This is a genomic window from Clostridium chauvoei, assembly GCF_002327185.1.
GTDB classification, from domain to species: Bacteria; Bacillota; Clostridia; order Clostridiales; family Clostridiaceae; genus Clostridium; species Clostridium chauvoei.
The window spans coordinates 1,417,992-1,439,094 of the sequence record NZ_CP018624.1; the positions used below are offsets into that span (position 1 = coordinate 1,417,992).

General features: G+C 30.1%; 22 protein-coding genes and 1 other annotated feature. All 22 genes read right to left on the minus strand.

Going from position 1 to position 21,103, the window contains the following annotated elements; translation table 11 throughout:
- Positions 1–28: 28 nt before the first annotated feature.
- The 22 genes from BTM21_RS06680 to fabG all read right to left on the minus strand — a co-directional run bounded on the left by BTM21_RS06680 (position 29) and on the right by fabG (position 21,099).
- Complete coding sequence (locus tag BTM21_RS06680; protein WP_079481300.1) at positions 29–487, minus strand: Fur family transcriptional regulator; 459 nt, start codon at positions 485–487, stop codon at positions 29–31.
- 30 nt (positions 488–517) lie between these two features.
- The gene (locus BTM21_RS06685; RefSeq protein ID WP_021875477.1) at positions 518–793 is read right to left on the minus strand and encodes a DUF1292 domain-containing protein; all 276 of its coding nucleotides are present in this window, start codon (positions 791–793) and stop codon (positions 518–520) included.
- Positions 794–871: 78 nt separating this feature from the next.
- A complete protein-coding gene (ruvX, locus tag BTM21_RS06690) occupies positions 872–1,288 on the minus strand; it encodes a Holliday junction resolvase RuvX (RefSeq protein WP_021875476.1) in 417 nt (138 codons plus the stop codon).
- Between the two features lie 46 nt (positions 1,289–1,334).
- Positions 1,335–1,592: an IreB family regulatory phosphoprotein gene (locus tag BTM21_RS06695; protein ID WP_021875475.1), complete on the minus strand. Its 258-nt coding sequence runs from the start codon at positions 1,590–1,592 to the stop codon at positions 1,335–1,337.
- A gap of 132 nt (positions 1,593–1,724) precedes the next feature.
- A complete protein-coding gene (gene alaS / locus BTM21_RS06700; RefSeq protein WP_096145382.1) occupies positions 1,725–4,364 on the minus strand; it encodes an alanine--tRNA ligase in 2,640 nt (879 codons plus the stop codon).
- Between the two features lie 89 nt (positions 4,365–4,453).
- Positions 4,454–4,627: a binding site (T-box leader), on the minus strand.
- 60 nt (positions 4,628–4,687) lie between these two features.
- On the minus strand, positions 4,688–5,719 hold the full coding sequence (locus tag BTM21_RS06705) for an AI-2E family transporter (protein WP_079481299.1): 1,032 nt from the start codon (positions 5,717–5,719) through the stop codon (positions 4,688–4,690).
- On the minus strand, positions 5,697–6,194 hold the full coding sequence (locus BTM21_RS06710) for a PRC-barrel domain-containing protein (protein ID WP_079481298.1): 498 nt from the start codon (positions 6,192–6,194) through the stop codon (positions 5,697–5,699). The genes BTM21_RS06705 and BTM21_RS06710 overlap by 23 nt, the downstream gene beginning before the upstream one ends.
- Before the next feature lie 100 nt (positions 6,195–6,294).
- Positions 6,295–7,374, minus strand: coding sequence for a tRNA 2-thiouridine(34) synthase MnmA (mnmA, locus tag BTM21_RS06715; protein WP_021875471.1), 1,080 nt, complete (start codon positions 7,372–7,374; stop codon positions 6,295–6,297).
- Between the two features lie 10 nt (positions 7,375–7,384).
- On the minus strand, positions 7,385–7,819 hold the full coding sequence (gene nifU / locus BTM21_RS06720) for a Fe-S cluster assembly scaffold protein NifU (RefSeq protein ID WP_021875470.1): 435 nt from the start codon (positions 7,817–7,819) through the stop codon (positions 7,385–7,387).
- A gap of 1 nt (position 7,820) precedes the next feature.
- Complete coding sequence (gene nifS, locus BTM21_RS06725) at positions 7,821–9,002, minus strand: cysteine desulfurase NifS (RefSeq protein WP_021875469.1); 1,182 nt, start codon at positions 9,000–9,002, stop codon at positions 7,821–7,823.
- Position 9,003: 1 nt separating this feature from the next.
- On the minus strand, positions 9,004–9,456 hold the full coding sequence (locus BTM21_RS06730; protein ID WP_021875468.1) for an RrF2 family transcriptional regulator: 453 nt from the start codon (positions 9,454–9,456) through the stop codon (positions 9,004–9,006).
- 110 nt (positions 9,457–9,566) lie between these two features.
- A complete protein-coding gene (locus BTM21_RS06735) occupies positions 9,567–10,811 on the minus strand; it encodes a replication-associated recombination protein A (protein ID WP_021875467.1) in 1,245 nt (414 codons plus the stop codon).
- A gap of 20 nt (positions 10,812–10,831) precedes the next feature.
- Positions 10,832–11,314 (minus strand): hypothetical protein, encoded by a 483-nt coding sequence (locus tag BTM21_RS06740; protein WP_079481297.1) that lies wholly within the window; start codon positions 11,312–11,314, stop codon positions 10,832–10,834.
- 179 nt (positions 11,315–11,493) lie between these two features.
- Positions 11,494–14,124 (minus strand): bifunctional acetaldehyde-CoA/alcohol dehydrogenase, encoded by a 2,631-nt coding sequence (gene adhE / locus BTM21_RS06745; RefSeq protein WP_021875465.1) that lies wholly within the window; start codon positions 14,122–14,124, stop codon positions 11,494–11,496.
- A 498-nt stretch (positions 14,125–14,622) separates the two neighbouring features.
- Positions 14,623–15,036 carry a HutP family protein gene (locus tag BTM21_RS06750; protein WP_021875464.1) on the minus strand — a complete coding sequence of 138 codons (414 nt, stop codon included), beginning with the start codon at positions 15,034–15,036 and terminating at the stop codon, positions 14,623–14,625.
- Between the two features lie 93 nt (positions 15,037–15,129).
- On the minus strand, positions 15,130–15,945 hold the full coding sequence (locus BTM21_RS06755) for an acetyl-CoA carboxylase carboxyltransferase subunit alpha (RefSeq protein ID WP_079481296.1): 816 nt from the start codon (positions 15,943–15,945) through the stop codon (positions 15,130–15,132).
- Positions 15,938–16,813, minus strand: a complete 876-nt coding sequence (gene accD / locus BTM21_RS06760; protein WP_079481295.1) for an acetyl-CoA carboxylase, carboxyltransferase subunit beta — start codon at positions 16,811–16,813, stop codon at positions 15,938–15,940. The genes BTM21_RS06755 and accD overlap by 8 nt, the downstream gene beginning before the upstream one ends.
- A complete protein-coding gene (locus BTM21_RS06765; RefSeq protein WP_021875461.1) occupies positions 16,806–18,158 on the minus strand; it encodes an acetyl-CoA carboxylase biotin carboxylase subunit in 1,353 nt (450 codons plus the stop codon). Before BTM21_RS06765 ends, accD begins: the two co-directional genes overlap by 8 nt.
- 9 nt (positions 18,159–18,167) lie before the next feature.
- Positions 18,168–18,590 carry a 3-hydroxyacyl-ACP dehydratase FabZ gene (gene fabZ, locus BTM21_RS06770; RefSeq protein WP_021875460.1) on the minus strand — a complete coding sequence of 141 codons (423 nt, stop codon included), beginning with the start codon at positions 18,588–18,590 and terminating at the stop codon, positions 18,168–18,170.
- A 2-nt stretch (positions 18,591–18,592) separates the two neighbouring features.
- Complete coding sequence (accB, locus tag BTM21_RS06775) at positions 18,593–19,090, minus strand: acetyl-CoA carboxylase biotin carboxyl carrier protein (protein ID WP_021875459.1); 498 nt, start codon at positions 19,088–19,090, stop codon at positions 18,593–18,595.
- Between the two features lie 18 nt (positions 19,091–19,108).
- On the minus strand, positions 19,109–20,344 hold the full coding sequence (fabF, locus tag BTM21_RS06780; protein ID WP_021875458.1) for a beta-ketoacyl-ACP synthase II: 1,236 nt from the start codon (positions 20,342–20,344) through the stop codon (positions 19,109–19,111).
- Between the two features lie 14 nt (positions 20,345–20,358).
- A complete protein-coding gene (gene fabG / locus BTM21_RS06785; RefSeq protein WP_021875457.1) occupies positions 20,359–21,099 on the minus strand; it encodes a 3-oxoacyl-[acyl-carrier-protein] reductase in 741 nt (246 codons plus the stop codon).
- Between the last annotated feature and the right edge of the window lie 4 nt (positions 21,100–21,103).

Sequence of the window (21,103 nt, forward strand, 5' to 3'; positions counted from 1 at the left end):
TTAAAGTAAGAGGATTTCCTTTATTTAATTATTTATGTTTACTTTGACATCTTTTACAAACACCAAAGAATTTAACGCTATGATCTAGTATTTTAAATCCATAAGTTCTTTCGATTTCTTCTTCTAATTCATCTAGTAAATCATCTTGAACTTCTAAAACACTTTTACATTCATTACATACTAAATGATGATGTCTATGTGCTTCATCTTTATGAACTAATTCATATCTACTACAACCATCATTTAAATCAAGTTTACATATAACACCTAATTCCTCTAATAGAATTATTGTTCTATATACAGTAGCTAATCCAATTTCAGGGCATTTCTTTTTAACTTCATCGTATATTTCTTCTGCTGTTAAATGTTCGCCCTCATTTTCTATAATTGAATCTACAATAGCTCTTCTTTGAGGTGTTAACTTGTAACCCTTTTGCTTTAATTCTTCTTTTAATAAATTAAAATCAACGCATGTTATATCTTCCATAGACATCACCTCTTCACATTCCTTTTCGATCTATTCAACATCACTAAAAATAGTGTCATAAGCTTCTTGAACTGCCGCAAGTTCTACTTCATCATCTACAGGGATTAATAAATCTTCCCCATCTTCATCTTTGTCAACCTTTAATGCAAATACATCTTCTTCAGTATATTCTTCATCATAAACGATAACATATTCTGACTTTTCTTCTGTATCTGGATTTATCATATCAAAAAATGCAACGATATTTAGTTTTACTAAATTTCCATCTTCATCATATAATTCTATTTGTTTTAAATCTTTATCCATATCTAATATCTCCTTTTTATAATTGTAGTTTTTTAGCTTAGTATTGTCAATAATAATTTTCAATTGGGAATTTCTTGTTTATTTCATGCTTATTCTGTCTAAATATCCTTGCAGAATATATGTAGCTGCTATTTTATCAACTATTTTTTTTCTTTTATTTCTTGATAAATCTGCTTCTAACATAGCTTTATGGGCTGCAACTGTAGTTAACCTTTCATCCCACATCTCTATTTTTAAGCCTGTAGCTGTTTTAATATCTTCTGATAACTCTAAAACACGTTCCCCAGACTCTCCAATACTTCCATTCATATTTTTAGGCAATCCAATAACTATAGTTTCTACAGAGTATTCTTTACATATTCTCTTAACTTCTTCTATGTCTTTTTCTCTATTTGATCTTCTTATTGTAGTTATTCCTTGAGCTGTCCAACCTAATGGATCACTAATTGCTACTCCTATAGTTTTTGATCCTACATCTAATCCTAGTATCCTCACACTTGACTCCTTAAATATTAAGAGTGCCCGAATGAACGGGCACTCTCTATTTTATTTCCAAATAAGATTTTATAACTTCTTCTAAAATTTCATCTCTTTCAAGTTTTCTAAGTAAAGCTCTTGCTCCATTGTAGCTTGTAATGTAAGAAGGGTCTCCAGAAATAAGATATCCAACTAATTGGTTAATTGGATTATAACCCTTTTCCTGTAACGCATTATAAACATCTGTTAAAATTGATTTTGTTAAATCTTCTCTATTAATGTTTAAATTAAATTGCATTGTATGATCTAAGTTATTATTCATAGTATCGCTGCCCTATCTGCAGCTCACCCCCTTACTTTTTTAATATTCATTATAAATATTATATCTAATAAATGATTTTTTATTCATTTATTTACTTTACTTAATTATACCTTAAATCTATAAAAAAGTACACTATTTTACTAAAGTTTCAACTATTGAATAAGTTTTATCTACTGCTTCATTTATCTTTTCTGGATTCTTTCCGCCAGCTTGAGCCATATCCGGTCTTCCACCGCCGCCTCCGCCAACAATAGTAGCCACTTCTTTTATTATTTTACCACAATGTACTCCTGATGAAACTACATCTTTAGTTGCCATAGCTACTAAATTAACCTTTCCTTGTACATCACTTAATAATACAACAACACCACTACCAATCTTATTTCTAACCTTATCAGCTAAATCTCTTAATGCATTACCATCAACATCTGAAACTGAGTATGCAACGACTTTAATTCCATTAATTTCTTTAACTGATTTTAAAATATCATCTTCAGCCCCTGAAGTTAACTTGCTCTTTAATTCTGCTATCTCTTTATCTTTTTCTTTTAATTCTGAAGTTTGAGATGATATTTTCTTTAAAACATCCTTTTCTGTACATTTTAAAGCTTCACAAGCTTCTTTTAAAGTTCTTTGTTTTTCTTCAATAAACTTAATAGCATTAAAACCAGTAACTGCTTCTATTCTTCTTATACCTGCTGCAACTCCTGATTCTCCAATTATCTTAAATAAACCAATTTCTCCTGCATTACATACATGTGTACCACCACAAAGTTCAACTGAGAATTCTCCAACATTTACAACTCTAACTTTATCTCCATATTTATCATCAAATAAAGCCATAGCACCACAATTTTTAGCTTCTTCTAATGTCATAAGGTTAGTTTCTACTTTAAATACTTCCATAACCTTTCTGTTAACTAATTCTTCTACTTTGTCTAGTTCTTCTAAAGTTAATCCTTGGAAGTGAGTAAAGTCAAATCTTAATCTTTCTTCATCAACATATGAACCTGCTTGATTTACATGCTTTCCAACAACTTCTTTTAACGCTTCATGTAACATATGCGTTGCAGTATGATTCTTACATATATTAGCTCTTCTTTCTATATTAACTTCTAAAGTTACAATTTCATTAACTTTTATTTTTCCTTCATTAACTTTTACATAATGAACAGTTTTTCCACCAACATTTTTCTTAGTATCATAAACGTAAGCTTCACCTTGCTGACCTTTAATTATACCTTTATCTCCTACTTGACCACCCATTTCAGCATAGAAAGTAGTTTTATCTGTTACGATATACCCTTTGTCTCCTGCATTAAGCTCATCCTTAAAGCTTTTATCATCAGCTAATACAAGAACTTTACCTTCTATTTTAGTTTCATTATATCCAACAAATTCAGTATTTATTGATGCTTCTATCTTATTTATAGGATTTTCGTCACTTCCCATATATGAAGTTTCGCCTCTTGCACTTCTTGCTCTTTGTCTTTGAGCTTCCATTTCCTTTTTGAAGGCTTCTTTATCAACATCCATTCCAACATCTTCTAAAATTTCTTCAGTAAGTTCTATTGGGAATCCATATGTGTCATATAATTTAAATGCTTCTTCACCCTTTAAGGTAGTTTCTTTAGATTCTTTTAATTTTTCAATATAACTATTTAATATGTGCATTCCTGCATCTATTGTTTCGTTAAATCTTTCTTCTTCTAAAGATACTATTTTTTCGATATAATCTTTATTTTCTTTTAATTGTGGATAAGCTTCTCCATAGTTTTCTACAACTGATTCAACTATATCAGTTAAGAATAATCCTTTTATTCCAAGTAATCTACCATGTCTTGCTGCTCTTCTTAAAAGTCTTCTAAGTACATAACCTCTTCCTTCATTACTTGGTTGAACTCCATCTGAAATAAGCATAGTTACTGATTTAACATGATCTGTAATTATTCTTAAAGAAATATCCTTTGATGAATCTTTTCCATAAACTACTCCTGATAACTTTGATACCTTATCTAATATATTTTTCACTGTATCTATTTCAAATATATTATTAACACCTTGCATTATAGTAGCTATTCTTTCTAATCCCATTCCTGTATCTATATTAGGATGAGCTAATCTATTATAGTTTCCTTCTTCATCTTTATCAAATTGAGTAAATACTAGATTCCAGAATTCAACTACTCTATCTTCTTCACTAGCTTCTAAAAACTCTTCTACAGTTTTTATAACTCCATCGCCTCTATCATAATGAATTTCTGTACATGGTCCACATGGTCCTACTCCAATTTCCCAGAAGTTATCATCTTTTCCTAATCTAAATATTCTACTTGTATCTACATTTGTTTTTTGACACCATATATCAAAAGATTCATCATCTTCTAAATAGATAGTTACATATAGCTTTTCCTTTGGTATTTGTAAAACTTCTGTTATAAATTCCCATGCCCATGGAATTATTTCTCCTTTAAAGTAATCTCCAAAAGAGAAGTTTCCTAACATTTCAAAGAATGTACCATGTCTTGATGTTTTTCCTACATTTTCTATATCACCAGTTCTTATACATTTTTGACAAGTTGTTATTCTTGTCTTTGGTGGCTTTTGAAGTCCTGTAAAATATGGCTTTAAAGGTGCCATACCAGCATTTATTAATAATAAAGACTTGTCGTTTTTAGGTACTAAAGGAAAACTTTCAAGTCTTAAGTGTTCCTTTGATTCAAAAAAGCTTAAATAAGCATCTCTTAGTTCATTTGCTCCCATGAATTTCATAGTAAATTACCTCCATTTATCTTCTTAATGATTTTTATCATTTAATTGCATTTTGAATATAAAAAAAAGTTTTCATCCCTAATAAAAATAAAAGGGACGAAAACATATTTCCGCGGTACCACCCTAATTATGCATAAAAATATGCATCACTTAGAAAATATAGGCTCCAAGATAGCTTCAATATGTTCTATAAGAAGTTTGCACCACCCACTTCCTCTCTAAATATAGATTTCATATTTACTCATTCTCTTCATCGCCATCATATATATTTTGTTATATTTCAATGAAATTATAGTTTATTTATTAAAATATGTCAATTATTTTTAAAACAAATAGTCGTTTATATCATCATAGATAACCTTTATTATAACACCAATAGGTACTGCTAAAACCATCCCTGCAAATCCACCTATTTTTTCTCCAATTAATAATAATATAATAATTATTATAGGGTGCATATTAGTGCTATCTCCAGTTATTTTCGGCGATAAAATATTCCCCTCTATTTGTTGAAGTAAGAAAACTCCAATTATTGTCCATAAAGCTTTAGTTGGAGAATCTATAAGAGCAATAATCACTGCTGGAATCCCTCCTATAATAGGGCCAAAATAAGGTATTATATTAAGAATTCCATTTAAGACTGCCAGTATAAAAGCAAATTTAACATCTATAATCATTAGTATAATAAATGTTAACACTCCTATTATTAATGATAATAACAATTGACTTATTATATATCTTGATAATATTCTATCTATATTATTTATAGCTTTTTTAGCTATAACTCTTTTTTCTGTAGGTAATATAAGTAAAATTTTATTATATATCAAATCTCCATCTACTAAAAAATAATAAGTTACTATAGGTACTATAGCAAAAGAAACTAGATTTTCAAAAATTCCCATCATATTTTCTATAAAATTATTACTAAATCCACTTAAGAATCTATTTACCTCTTCATTTATTTGAGTATATATAGATTGAAAAAATGATATATCATTTATTTTAAGCTTTATCGCTAAATCACTTATATATTTTTCTATATTATCAAGCATTTCTCCAAAATTCAAACTTTCTTTTAATATAGTTGGTACTACTAAATAAAGCATTATTAATATTAAAGTAACTATAAAAATTATTAATATTATAGAAGATATTCTTTTACTTATATTAAATCTTTCACTAATACTATTTCTTATAGGGTTTAATGCATAAGCAAAAATAAATCCTATAAATACTATATTAACTATATTGTTTATAGTATCTACTTTAAAATATATAAATATTGATAATAAAATGAGTGTTATTAGAATTATTTTATTTATTAAGGTTTTATACTTTTTGTATATTTTCATTTATTTTTTTGTGAGGAATCGCCTTAAATTTTATACTTTCACTTCCGTGATATAGTATAAAATCTTCTCCTAATATACACTCATTTACTAAAAGTATTTCTTTACCTTTTATCATTTTATCAAAAAGCCCTGAGCTCATAATTAATCCCTTTATAGAAAGGTCTTTTTTTTCTATAAGTAAATCCTCAAGTGCACCTTTCATAATATTATTAGTGTCTATAATATCCATATCCTTTATATTTCTAAAGGTAAGCCCTTTAAAATGGACTATCTTCTTTACAATTAGAACTTCATCTAACGAAATAATATCATCTATACTTGCAAAATTTTTATTTGATAACAACATAAAATTAGATATAAAAAACCCCTTTACAGCAGCATTATAAAAATCTATACATAAATCTTCTATAACGCCAAGGTATTTCCCCTTAATATCGTAAACTTTCATAAGATAGAAATCTTTGGTCTTTAACATATTACCCTCTCTTTCTTTCCTTTTATACTTTTAGTTTTTCCAAAAAAGCAAAAAAAATCCCCACAATTTAATTGTGAGAATTTTAAAATCTTATATAATATTATAAAACTTTTTCTATAACTCCCCCACCAACAACATCATTTCCGTTATAAAAAACTACTGATTGGCCTTTTGTTATAGCTCTTTGTTTATCTTTAAAGGATACTTTAACCCTTCCATTAGGTAAAGGAGATATACTAGCTTCTGCTGGTTTTGCTGAATATCTAACTTTAGCTGTAACTTCCATCTCCTCTTTTAAAGTATCTATAGCTATAAAATTAACTTCTTTAGCTACTAAGTCAGTTCTAAATATGTCGTCTTCTGAACCTATTATAACTTCATTAGTTTTAGGGTTTATACCAGTAACAAAAACAGGCCTTCCAAGGGCTAACCCTAACCCCTTTCTTTGTCCTATAGTATAATAAACTATCCCTTTATGTTTTCCTAAGATATTTCCTTCTTTATCTACGAAATTACCCTCTTTAACTTTTTCAGGTTTAGCTCTTAATATGTATCCACCATGATTATTATCTGTAACAAAACAGATTTCCTCACTATCTTTTTTATTATGTACAGCAAGACCTATCTCTTTTGCTATTTCTCTTATTTTATCTTTAGTATATTCTCCACAAGGCATTAAAGTTTGACTTAATTGTTCTTGTGTAAAGTTATATAAAGCATAAGTTTGATCTTTTCTATCATCATCAGCTCTAAGTAAATGGAATCTTCCATCTCTATTTTCTATCTTAGCATAATGACCTGTTGCTACGTAATCAGCCCCTATACCCTTAGCTTTTCTTAAAAACTCATCAAATTTTATGTGTTTATTACAAGCAATACACGGATTCGGAGTTTTTCCTTCTATATACTCTTGAACAAAATAGTCTATAACTTTTTCTTTAAAAACTTCCTTAAAATTAAGCACGTAAAAAGGAATACCTAATTTATCAGCTACTCTTCTTGCATCATCTACTGCTGATAGAGAACAACATCCACCTTCTCTTTCAACATAACTACTATCTTCATCATCAAAGTGTTTCATTGTAACACCTATTACGTCATAACCTTGCTCTTTTAAAAGGTAAGCAGCGACGGAGCTATCCACTCCACCGCTCATACCAATAACTACTTTCTTTTTCATAAAGTTGCCTTTATTCTTGATGTCCATGAACATGATCATGGATGTTATCATGTTCTTCAAAATCCCAAACGTCTAATCCATTGCTTTTTCTATAATCATTAATAGCTTTATGAATTGCTTCTTCTGCTAATACTGAACAATGCATCTTAACTGGTGGAAGTCCATCTAAAGCTTCTGCAACTGCCTTGTTTGATAACTCCCAAGCTTCTTCTATAGTTTTTCCCATAATTAGCTCTGTAGCCATTGATGAAGATGCTATAGCAGAACCACAGCCAAAAGTCTTAAACTTAACATCTTTTATTATATTATCTTCTACCTTTAAGTATATTTTCATTATATCTCCGCACTTAGCATTTCCTACTTCTCCAACACCATTTGCGTCTTCTATTTCTCCTACGTTTCTTGGATTCTTAAAATGATCCATTACTTTATCACTATATATCATATTATTTTGCTCCCTTCTTTAAATAGTCTTCCCATAATGGTGACATATTTCTTAATCTCTCTATAATTGGTGGTACAACTTCTATTACATAATCCACATCTTCTTCTGTAGAACCATCTCCAAGTGTTAATCTTAATGATCCATGAGCTAATTCATGAGGAAGTCCTATTGCAAGTAAAACATGAGATGGATCTAGTGAACCTGAAGTGCAAGCACTTCCACTTGATGCACATACACCTTCAAAGTCTAAGGATAATAAAATTGACTCACCTTCTATAAATTCAAATGTTATATTTACATTACCAGGTAATCTTTTATCACCTCTTGGTCCGTTTAATCTTGTGTGTGGAACCTTTAGTAAACCATCTATAAGTTTATCTCTTAAAACAGTCATTTTCTTTGCATGTTCATCTAGGTTTTCTGTTGCTAATTCTATAGCTTTTCCTAAACCTACTATTGATGCAATATTTTCTGTTCCTGCTCTTCGTGCTCTTTCTTGTCCTCCACCGTGAATTAGATTTTCAATTCTTATACCTTTTCTTACGTATAAGACTCCTATTCCCTTTGGACCATAAATCTTATGTCCTGCAAGTGATAGTAAATCTATGTTCATATCTTTAACATCTATGTTAATATTTCCTATAGCTTGAACTGCATCTGTATGGAAGAATATTTTTCTTTCTTTACATATTGCCCCAATTTCTTTAATTGGCTGAATAGTACCAATTTCATTATTTGCAAACATAATAGAAACTAAAATTGTCTTGTCTGTAATAGCATTTTTTAACTCTTCTAAATCTATAAATCCTTCTTCATTTACATCAAGATATGTAACTTCAAATCCATTCTTTTCTAAGTATTCACAAGTGTGTAATACTGCATGATGTTCAACCTTTGTAGTAATTATATGGTTACCTTTCTTTTTATGTGCCCATGCAATTCCTTTTATAGCCCAGTTATCTGCTTCTGAACCACCACCTGTAAAGTAAACTTCATTTAAATCACAATTTAAAGCTTTTGCAATTTTTCCTCTTGAATTATCTATAGCCATTTTTGTTTCTCTTGATATTCCATAAAAAGATGATGGATTTCCAAATTTCTCTGTGAAATATGGCATCATTTCGTCTAGAACTTCTGGTTTTACATATGTTGTTGCTGCATAATCCATATATACAGTTTTCATATTATTCACTCCTCTTTACAAGTTTAATTTCCTCGTTTTTGCTTTTAATATTTGTGTAATCATTAACTATATCTTGAAGAGTAATACTTTCCATTACTTCATCGATACTATTTTTTATTTTTTTCCATAAGAGTCTCGTAGCACAACAATCTATATTGTTACACTCTGAACCCTCTATACAATCAGCTATTTCAATAGGGCCCTCTAAAACATACATAACATCAGATACCTTTATTTCTTGTGGCTCTTTATTTAAAACATATCCACCTTGAGCTCCTCTAATACTTTTTATAAGACCAGCTTTTCTTAATGGTGAAAATAACTGTTCTAAATAATATTCTGATATATTTTGTCTTTTAGAAATAACCTTTATTGAAACTGGGGCCTCTCCATAATGTATAGCAAGATCTACCATAGCCTTTACTCCATATCTACCTTTTGTAGAAAGTTTCATTTCATCACCCCTTAATGTTGACTGTTTTACTAGTCTTTATGTTTATATCTTAGCAAATCACTCTACTATTGTCAATAATCATTACTAATTATTTTATAATTTCATTATTTTTATTTTATAGATGACCAGTATTTTTTAAGACTTTCTTCATATTTATTTCCTTGTGGAGTATAATACTTAGTGTCTTTTAACTCATCAGGCATATATTGTTGTTTTATATAATTATTTTCAAAATTATGAGGATATTTATATCCTTTAACACCTAAATTACTTGCCCCACTATAATGAGCATCTTTTAAATGTTTAGGTATATCTCCGATATTTTTCTTATCCAAATCGTTCATTGCATTATTTATAGCTAGATATGCACTATTTGATTTAGGTAATGTAGCTAAATAAATAACTATTTCTGCCAAAATAATTTGTGCTTCTGGAAATCCAACTTTTAAGGCAAGTTCTATCCCAGAATTTACAACTGTTAAAGCATTAGGATGAGCAAGACCTATATCCTCAGCAACTATTACTGATAATCTTCTAATTATAGCTGTTAAATTACCACTCTTTATTAATCTAGCTAAATAATGTATAGCCGCATCCTCATCACTACCTCTAATGCTTTTTTGAAGAGCACTTAATAAGTTATAAAACTCATCTCCACTAGAATCTGCTCTCATATGAGATTGATTTAAAGATTCTATATATTCAACTGATATTTCTTTTTTATTATTAAGTTGAGAGTTTATAGTAAGCTCTAAAATATTATAAGCTTTCCTATAATCTCCTTGAGATATGGTAGCTATATAATCTAAAGCTTCTTTTGAATACTCAACCTCTATACCTTCTTTTTTAAGTTTTTCTATAGCTCTTTTTAAGCCTACTATTACATCTTGTATATCTAATTGATTAAAATTAAATATATTGCACCTACTTATAATGGCTTTATGTATAGCAAAGTATGGATTTTCAGTTGTACTTGCTATAAGAGTAACCCGTCCATTTTCAATAAATTCTAGTAATGCTTGTTGTTGCTTTTTACTAAAATGTTGGATCTCATCTATATAAATTACAACACCATTATAATTTAATAAGCTATCTAAACTAGAGGTAATTTCTTGAATATCTTTAACTGAAGCTGTTGTAGCATTTAATTTATAAAACTTCCTATCTACGTAATTCGCCATTATATTTGCTAATGTGGTTTTACCTGTACCTGGTGGACCATATAATATACAATTAGGAATTATCTTTTTATTTATCAGATTATATAGAGGTTTCCCTTTACCTATTATATGTCTTTGTCCAACAAAGTCCTCTAAGGTAGTAGGTCTCATTAACTCTGCTAAAGGTTTATACATTTTATCACTCTTTCTTAGTTTTATTTAAAATTAGCATTACTTTCTATTGCCTTTTCTAGACTTTCGTACTCTTTAAAACTATCTATATGATATCCATCAGAATTCTTACTTAAAACTATTTGAACAGGTACATCTTTTCCTTCCGCCTCATCTTTTTTTTCTTCTTCTCCATGAACTTCTTTAGCTTTTGCTACCATATCTAACGTCATATACACAGTGTACTTTCCATCATCTTTCGTTATATGTTTTATAGTACTTTCATATTTTTCTAAAACCGAATCTCCTAAATATAAAGAATAAAAAGTTACATAATTACAAACATAAAAATTAACTTCACTTATTTTCTTATTTATATTTTCATCATACCCTTTATCATAAGATAAAACATAATCTATTGTTTCCTTAATCTTCTTTTCTTCTCTATTTGATACAGTTGTTGTGCATCCTAGTAATATTATTATAACTAACATATATGATAGTACAAAAGTAATTTTCTTTTTCATTTTATACCAACCCCATTTCTTTATAACTTTTTTATTTTAATAAACTTTACTATATTATATAATATCATAAATTTTATTATGTCTTTTATTTTCTTTTCAAAATAAAATAAGAGGTTTTCTATATTTTATAGAAAACCTCTTACCTATTTAATGTAAATTAACCTTAGTGGCTTTATTTGCTATTTCTTTTTATTATCCTTCTTTGCTTCCTTTACAGGTGCTTTTGGAGCTTCGTAGCAATCAATATACATTTGCTTAAGTTCGCTCATTAATGGATATCTTGGGTTAGCTCCTGTACATTGATCATCAAATGCTTGCTCAACCATTTCGTCTAATGTAGCGTAGAAGCTTTGTTCGCTTACTCCAGCTTCCTTTATAGTCTTAGGCATTCCAACTTTAGCTTGTAAGTCTTCTATAGCCTTAACTAATAATTCAACTTTTTCTGCTTCAGTGTTTCCACCTAATTGTAAGTAATCAGCAATTCTAGCATATCTCCATGCTGCATTTGGATACTTGTATTGTGCAAATGCTGCTTGCTTAGTTGGCGCATCTGTAGCATTAAACTTAATTACTTCGTTTATTAATAATGAGTTAGCCATTCCGTGTGGTAAGTGATGGAATGCTCCTAGTTTGTGTGCCATTGAGTGACAAACTCCTAAGAATGCATTAGCAAACGCTATACCAGCTATTGATGAAGCATGAGCCATTTTTTCTCTTGCTTTAATATTTGTAGTTCCTTCATTATAAGCTTGTGGTAAGTATTTAAATACTAATCTTATAGCTTCTAATGCTAAACCATTTGTATATTCTGATGCTAAAACTGAAACATAAGCTTCTATAGCATGAACTAATACGTCGATTCCTGAACATGAAGTTAATCCCTTTGGCATGCTCATCATAAGTTCAGCATCAACTATAGCCATATCTGGAGTTAGTTCGTAATCTGCAAGTGGGTACTTAACTCCTGTTTGTTCGTCAGTTATAACTGCGAATGGAGTAACTTCTGATCCTGTACCTGCTGATGTTGGTACTGCTACCATCATAGCTTTTTCACCCATAGTTGGGAACTTGTAAACTCTCTTTCTTATATCCATAAATCTCATAGCTAAATCTTCAAATCTAACTTCTGGATGTTCGTACATAACCCACATAATCTTAGCAGCATCCATTGGTGATCCTCCACCTAATGAAATTATTACGTCTGGTTGGAATGCAAGCATTGCTTCTGCACCCTTCTTAGCTGCTCTTAAAGTTGGATCTGGTTCAACTTCTGAGAATACTCTAAAGTCCATTCCGAATCTTTCTAATACATTAGTAATATGGTTTGTGTATCCTAATTCAGCTAAAACTTTATCTGTAACTATAAATACTTTCTTTTTACCCATTTCATGTAACTCTTGAAGAGCTATTGGTAAACAACCATATTTGAAGTAAGTCTTTTCTGGAACTCTAAACCAAAGCATATTTTCTCTCCTTTCAGCAACACTCTTAACGTTTATTAAGTGTTTAGGACCAACGTTTTCTGAAACTGAGTTTCCACCCCATGATCCACATCCTAGTGTTAATGATGGTGCTAATCTAAAGTTAAATACGTCTCCGATAGCTCCTTGTGATGCTGGCATGTTTATTAAAGTTCTTGCAGTCTTCATAGCCGCTCCGAATGCTGCAATTCTTTCTGTTGATTTAACTTGGTCTGTATATAATACTGAAGTATGACCCATACCACCTAATTCTATTAATCTGCAAGCCTTAGTTAAAGCTTCATCGAAAGATTTAACTTTGTACATTGCTAATACTGGTGATAATTTTTCATGTGAGAATGGTTCTTCTAATTCAACTGATTCAACTTCTCCAACTAAAACCTTAGCTGATGTTGGAACCTTAACTCCAGCCATTTCAGCAATTTTATAAGCTGATTGACCAACCATGTTAGCATTTAAGCCACCTTTTTCATTTAAGATTATCTTTCTAACCTTATCTATTTCTTCACCCTTTAAGATGTAAGCTCCTCTTTCAGCTAATTCCTTCTTAACTTCATCATAGATTGAATCCATAACTAATATACTTTGTTCTGATGCACAAATTACACCATTATCAAAAGTCTTTGATAAAAGAACTGAGTTTACAGCCATTTTAATGTGAGCTGTTTCATCTATGATCGCTGGAGTATTTCCTGCTCCAACTCCTAAAGCTGGTCTTCCTGATGAGTAAGCTGACTTAACCATTGCAGGACCACCTGTAGCAAGTATTATATCTGATTCTCTCATAACATTTTGTGATAATTCAACTGAAGGTTCATCTATCCAAGCGATTATTCCTTCTGGAGCACCAGCTTTAACGGCTGCATCTAAAACTATTTTAGCTGCTGCGATTGTAGCATGTTTAGCTCTTGGATGTGGTGAAATGATTATTGCATTTCTAGTCTTTAAAGCTATTAAAGTTTTGAATATAGCTGTTGAAGTTGGGTTTGTAGTTGGAACTATAGCAGCGATAACTCCTATTGGCTCTGCAACTTTAGTAATACCAAATGTATGGTCTTCTTCTATAACTCCACAAGTTTTCATATCCTTGTATTGGTTATATATATATTCAGCAGCGAAGTGGTTCTTTATAACCTTATCTTCTACTATTCCCATTCCGCTTTCTTCTACTGCCATTTTTGCTAATTTAATTCTGTTATCATTAGCTGCCATAGCTGCTTGTCTAAAGATTTCATCAACTTGTTCTTGAGTGTATGTAGCAAACACTTTTTGTGCTGCTCTAAGGTCTTTAATTCTTTGAGTTAACTCTTGTGCATTTGTAACTGCCATTGTTATTCCTCCTACAAATATGTAAATTTTATTTTTATCTATTTTAATTATTATGTTTTCATCGATTTCTCATCGACTACAAATTCATTGTATAAGATTGTTTATTTTTTGTCAATCTTTTTTTCTTGTTTTTTTTATTTTTATTTTCTTATTTTTATTAATAAAATATATAAAACTATTGCAAGCTTGTAAAATAGCCATTTATTTTATTGCTACAATCTATTGCCACTCCTATTTTGCCCTATTGTAAGCATATTATTCTATACTTTTTTATTTTTTGTATTTTCTGATTATTTTTTCTCTTCTGAATTATCTATTCGGTTTTAACCCTTTTCTAAATGTTTATTCCAAATATATACAAGGAATATTTTCTACAATTTATTGTTATTAATATAACAATCTATTCATATTTTTTTCACATTTCTAAATTCTATTTAATATTTACATAATTTATTTTAAATAAAAAAAATGAGAATAAAAAAATTCTCATTCTAACACTTACATAGGTACTGCTCTATGTCCAATTCCTATAACTACTTCATCTAAATGTAATAACCCTATACTTAGAAAAATACATACACTTAAATGCTCACCTTTTCTAGCTATTCCAATTTTCCCACCAACATTTTGTCCACTAGCTCTATCCCATATTTGCATAAGAGCATCTCTTGTTGCTCCAATTATACCACCTTCATGAAGATGCTCTTCTCTTATTACATCATTTCTTTTAGATGCAACTAAAGCTCTTTCTAAAATTTTAGAAGTAGATTCGTTTATATTTCCTCCAATATTAACGGCTGTAACTAAAAAACCTTCTTTTTTTAAATCTATTTTCAACTTTTCTTCTTCTTCTCTAGTTGAAATAGCCATTTTAGTTGCTATTTTAGCAACTTCTAAACTATTATTTCTCATAAATATAATCCCCCTATATTCATTTTGCTTTTCATAATAATATCATATTTTTTTACCTATAAAAAGAAAAACAGCCTAAATCGCTGTTTTCTTCTAAGTAAAATTCCCCATTTTTCTAAATTTATCATATCTTTCTGATAAAAGATCTTTTGTATTCTTATTTTCTAACTCTTTAAGTGAATCTAATAATTCTTTTTTTATTCCTAATGCCATTCTTATTTTGTGTTTATGAGCTCCACCTCGTGGCTCTCTTATAACTTTATCTATTATTTTAAACTCCCTTAAATCTTGAGCTGTTATTTTCATAACTTCTGCTGCTTCTTTAGCCTTGCTTCCATCCTTCCATAAAATTGATGCAAAACCTTCTGGAGATAAAATAGAATAAATAGAATGTTCAAGCATAAAAACTTTATCTGCTACAGCTAAAGCAAGAGCACCACCGCTTCCACCTTCTCCAATAATTATAGATATTATTGGAGTCTTTAATCTACTCATTTCCATTAAATTTTGTGCAATTGCTTGCCCTTGACCTCTTTCTTCTGCTCCTATACCGCAAAAAGCTCCTGGAGTGTCTACAAAACAAATTACAGGCCTATTAAACTTTTCTGCTTGCTTCATAAGTCTTAAAGCTTTTCTATAACCCTCTGGATTTGGCATACCAAAATTTCTTTCTATATTTTCTTTAGTGTTTTCTCCTTTAGTAATAGCTATAACTGTAACACTTTTATTATTAATTGATGCAATTCCACCAATTATAGCTTTATCATCTCCAAAATTTCTATCTCCATGTAATTCAATAAAATTTTCAAAAATATTATCTATATAAAACTTCCCATTTGGTCTATCTTTATGTCTTGCTACATTTACCTTATCCCAAACAGATATACTTCTAATTAATTCTCTACTCATTTTCTTTACCTCCATGAAGATATAGAATTTTATAAATATGACCTCTTAAGTTTTTTCTTTCTACTATTGAGTCTATAAACCCTTTTTCTAAAAGAAACTCTGAACTTTGAAAATCCTCTGGAAGTGTTTCTTTTATAGTATTTTCAATAACTCTTCTCCCAGCAAATCCTACTAAAGTTTTTGGTTCACTTAAAATAATATCGCCTTCCATTGCAAAACTTGCTGTAACTCCCCCTGTAGTTGGATCTGTTAAAACTGTTATATAAAGAAGTCCTTTTTCATCATGCCTTGCAATAGCTGCTGATACCTTTGCCATTTGCATAAGAGAAAAAATCCCCTCTTGCATTCTAGCTCCCCCTGAGGTTGTAAATATAATTAATGGTAAGTTATTATCTGTAGCATATTCTACTATTCTAGTAATTTTCTCACCTACTACACTCCCCATACTTCCCATCATAAAGAAGCTATCCATAACAGCAGTAGCTACTTCTATTTTATTTATTTTACCAATACCAGTAATTACAGCTTCATCACTACCTGATGAACTTATTCCTTTTTTTATCTTTTCTTCATACCCATTAAAATTTAAAGGATTTGTTGTTACTACCTCTTTAAAAACTTCCTTAAAAGAGTCTTTATCAAATATTTGTCTTATTCTTTCCTTTGCATTTATTCTAAAATGAAACCCACATCTATTACATACATTTAAGTTTAAATCTAAATCTTTAGTATAAAGTACATTTCCACAACTATCACATTTAGTCCACATACCTGAAGGTATATTGGGTTTTTCTCCCATTTCATTATTGCTAAATGTTACTTTACTTACTGTTGCATATTGACTTTTCTTAAATAAATCCTTAAGCATCTTTCTTCACCATCTTTTCTGCTAAAAAGGAAGTATCATATTCTCCCCTTAAAAATTCCTCTTGTTGAATTAACCAATATTGAAAATCTATATTAGTAACAACTCCCCCAATACCAAACTCTGCCAATGACCTTTTCATTTTTATAATTGCTTCTTCTCTTGTTTTTGCAAAGGTTATTAATTTTCCAATCATAGAATCATAATTATGAGGAATTTTATATCCACAATATATAGCACTATCTATTCTAACTCCCATTCCTGCTGGCATACATAATTCTTTTATAGTTCCAGGACATGGTCTAAAATCCTTACATGGATCTTCTGCATTTATTCTACACTCTATTGCATGACCAGATATTTTCACATCTTCTTGCTTTAAAGTTAAAGGAATTTTAGATGCTATTTTTAGTTGTTCTTTAACTAAATCTATATCTGTTATCATTTCAGTTATAGGATGTTCTACTTGTATTCTAGTATTCATCTCCATGAAATAATATTCTCCGTTTTTATCAACTAAAAATTCAATAGTTCCTGCATTTTTATAGTTAACTGCTCTAGCTGCTCTTTTTGCAATTTCACCCATTTCATTTCTTAAATCTTCATTTAGAAATGTTGATGGAGCTTCTTCTAAAACCTTCTGATTTTTTCTTTGCAATGAACATTCTCTTTCTCCTAAGTGAATTACATTATTAAATTCATCTGCTAATATTTGAAATTCTATATGTCTTGGCTTTTCTATAAACTTTTCTAAATATATTCTATCATCTCCAAAACAAGCTTGAGCTTCTGCCTTAGCGGTATTATAGGCTAATTTAAATTCACTTTCTTCTCTAACTATTCTTATACCTTTACCGCCTCCACCAGCTGAAGCTTTAACCATTAAAGGGTAACCTATTTCTTTAGCTAGCATTAATGCATGCTCTTCATTTTCTATAATCCCCTCATATCCTGGTACTACTGGTACATTAGCATTTTTCATAACTTCTCTTGCCTTTGCCTTATTTCCCATAAGTTCTATGGATTCGAAATCTGGTCCGATAAATTTTATATTACATTCTACACACATTTTTGCAAAACGAGCATTTTCTGATAAAAATCCAAATCCAGGATGTATTGCATCTGCACCTGTTAAAACACATGCACTTAATATATTAGTAATGTTTAAATAGCTATCTTTAGCTAAAGGTGGTCCTATACATACAGCCTCATCTGCTAATTGTGTATGCAAGGCTTCTTTATCAGCTTCTGAATAAACAGCTACCGTTAATATTCCAAGTTCCCTACATGCTCTTATTATTCTAACAGCTATTTCTCCTCTGTTTGCAATTAGCACTTTCTTTAACATAATTATCACCTATCCTATAGCAAATAGTAATTCTGCCTCACAAGCCTTTACTCCATCAACTGTTGAAATACCTTTCCCTACTCCTATTGGCCCTTTTAATTTTATTATTTCAACATATAAATCTAATTTATCTCCAGGAACAACTTGTTTTTTCCATCTTACCTTATTAGTTCCTGCAAATAGAGGTATTTTTCCTTTATTTTCTTCTTTACTTAATACAGCTACCGCTCCTAATTGTGCCATAGCTTCTAAAATTAAAACTCCTGGCATAACAGGATAGTCTGGATAATGTCCTTGAAAAAAAGGTTCATTTATTGAAACATTTTTAAAACCTTTTGCACTAACACCATCAACTATTTCTTCTACTCTATCTAATAATAAAAATGGATATCTATGAGGGATTATTTCCTTTATCTCTTTAGGTCCAAGCATTTTTACACTCTCCTTACACTAAATAATGGTTGACCATACTCTACCATATCACCATCATTTACTAGTACTTTATAGATTTCACAATCATATTCACATTCTATTTCATTCATAAGCTTCATAGCTTCAACTATACATAAAACATTTCCTTTAGATACTTTGTCACCTTCTTTTACAAAAGCATCTTTTCCTGGTGCTGATGAACTATAAAAAGTTCCAACCATAGGACATTTTATTTCTATAAGATCTAAATCTTCCTCTTTAACTTCATTGTCTATAACACTAACTTCATTTTTAACTTCTTTTTCTAAAGCAACTTGTTTTTCTGTATTTTTTACATCTTCTACTGTATTTAATTTATCTTTATCAGAAGATTTTTCTGGAGTATTTCTCGTTAGTGATTTATCCATTTTTATATAACTCTCACCCATTTTTAATTCAAAATAAGCAAGTTCAGATGAGTTAATCATTTCTACTAACTCTCTTATCTCTTTAAAATCCATAAATAATCCTCCTAAAATTTAATCCCACTTTTTAAATACTAAAGATGCGTTATGGCCTCCAAAGCCTAAAGAGTTTGTTAATGCATATTTAACCTCTACATTTCTTCCTACATTAGGTATATAATCTAAATCTAATTCTTCATCCTTTACTTGTAACCCTATAGTAGGAGGTACAAAACTATCTCTTAAAGCATTTATACATATTATACTTTCAATAGCTCCTGCTGCACCTAACAGATGTCCAGTCATTGATTTTGTTGACGATATTGGAATATTATATGCATTTTCACCAAAGACCTTCTTTATTGCTGCTGTCTCAAACTTATCATTTAATTGAGTTGAAGTACCATGAGCATTTATATAAGAAATTTCATTTTCCTCAATATTTGCTTCTTCTATAGCTTGCTTTATAGCTCTAGCTGCTCCTTCTCCTTCTGGATCTGGTGAAGTTATATGATGTGCATCGCAAGTTGAACCATATCCAACAATTTCAGCTAGTATATTTGCTCCTCTATTAATTGCATGTTCTAAACTTTCCATTATTAAAATTCCAGCACCTTCCCCCATTACAAAACCGCTTCTTTCTTTATCAAAAGGAGTAGATGCTCTTTCTATATTATTTGATGAATTTAATGCCTTCATACTATTAAAACCAGCAATAGCCATTTGAGTTATTGGAGCTTCAGTACCTCCAGCAATCATTATATCTGCATATCCATGCTTTATATGTCTAAATGCATCACCTATATTATTTGTTCCTGTTGCACAAGCTGTAACTGCTGAATTGCACATACCTTTAGCTCCATATTTAATAGCTATATTTCCAGCTCCTAAATTTATTATTGCCATTGGTATAAATAATGGTGATACTCTTTTAGCTCCTCTATCAAATAATACTTTAAATCCATTCTCCATTGTTGAAAATCCACCGATTCCAGATCCAACCAGAACACCAAGTCGTTCTTTATTTATTTTATCTAAATCTAAACTTGCACTTTTTATAGCTTCATCACATGCTACAATTCCATATTGTACAAATTTATCTAACCTTCTAAGTTCTTTTTTATCTATAATTCCTTGTGGATTAAAATCTTTAACTTCTCCAGCAACCTTTACATCTAAATTTGATACATCAATAGATTTTATAAAATCTATTCCTAGTTTCCCTTCCTTTGAATTATTCCAAAAGCTCTTAACATCATTTCCAATGGGTGTAATAGCACCCATTCCAGTAATTACTACTCTTCTACTCATCTTTGCTCCTCCATTTATATAGCCATTCCGCCATCTACACTTATAACTTGACCTGTTATATATGATGAAGCATCACTTGCTAAAAATGCAGCTACTTCTGCAATGTCTTCAACATTTCCTAATCTTTTAAGTGGAATATTCCCAAGTATCATTTCTTTATTTTTATCTGATAATTTATTTGTCATATCTGTTTGAATAAATCCAGGAGCAATAGCATTAACATTAATACCTCTTCCTCCAATTTCTCTTGCTAAGGATTTAGTCATTCCAATAACTCCAGCCTTTGCTGCACAATAATTTATTTGTCCTGCATTTCCTATTATTCCAACTACTGAAGACATATTTATTATCTTCCCTGATTTTTGTCTTATCATTATTGGAGATACTGCTCTTAAACAATTAAATACACCTTTTAAATTTACTTCAATTACGCTATCAAAGTCTTCTTCCTTCATTCTCATTACTAATCCATCTTTAGTAATTCCCGCATTATTGACTAAAATATCTACAGTTCCAAAAGTTTCTTTTGCTAAATTTATTAAATTTTGAGCTTCCTCAAAATCACTTATATCAGCTTTTACAACTAAGACTTCTACTCCTAGTTCTCTAAGTTCTTCTTCTAATTTTTTTGCTTCTTCATCACTATTTCTATAATTAATAACAATATTAGCTCCAAGTTTTGCATACTTTTTAGCTATTGCTCTCCCAATTCCTCTTGTTGCTCCTGTTACTACTGCACACTTATTCTTTAACATATAG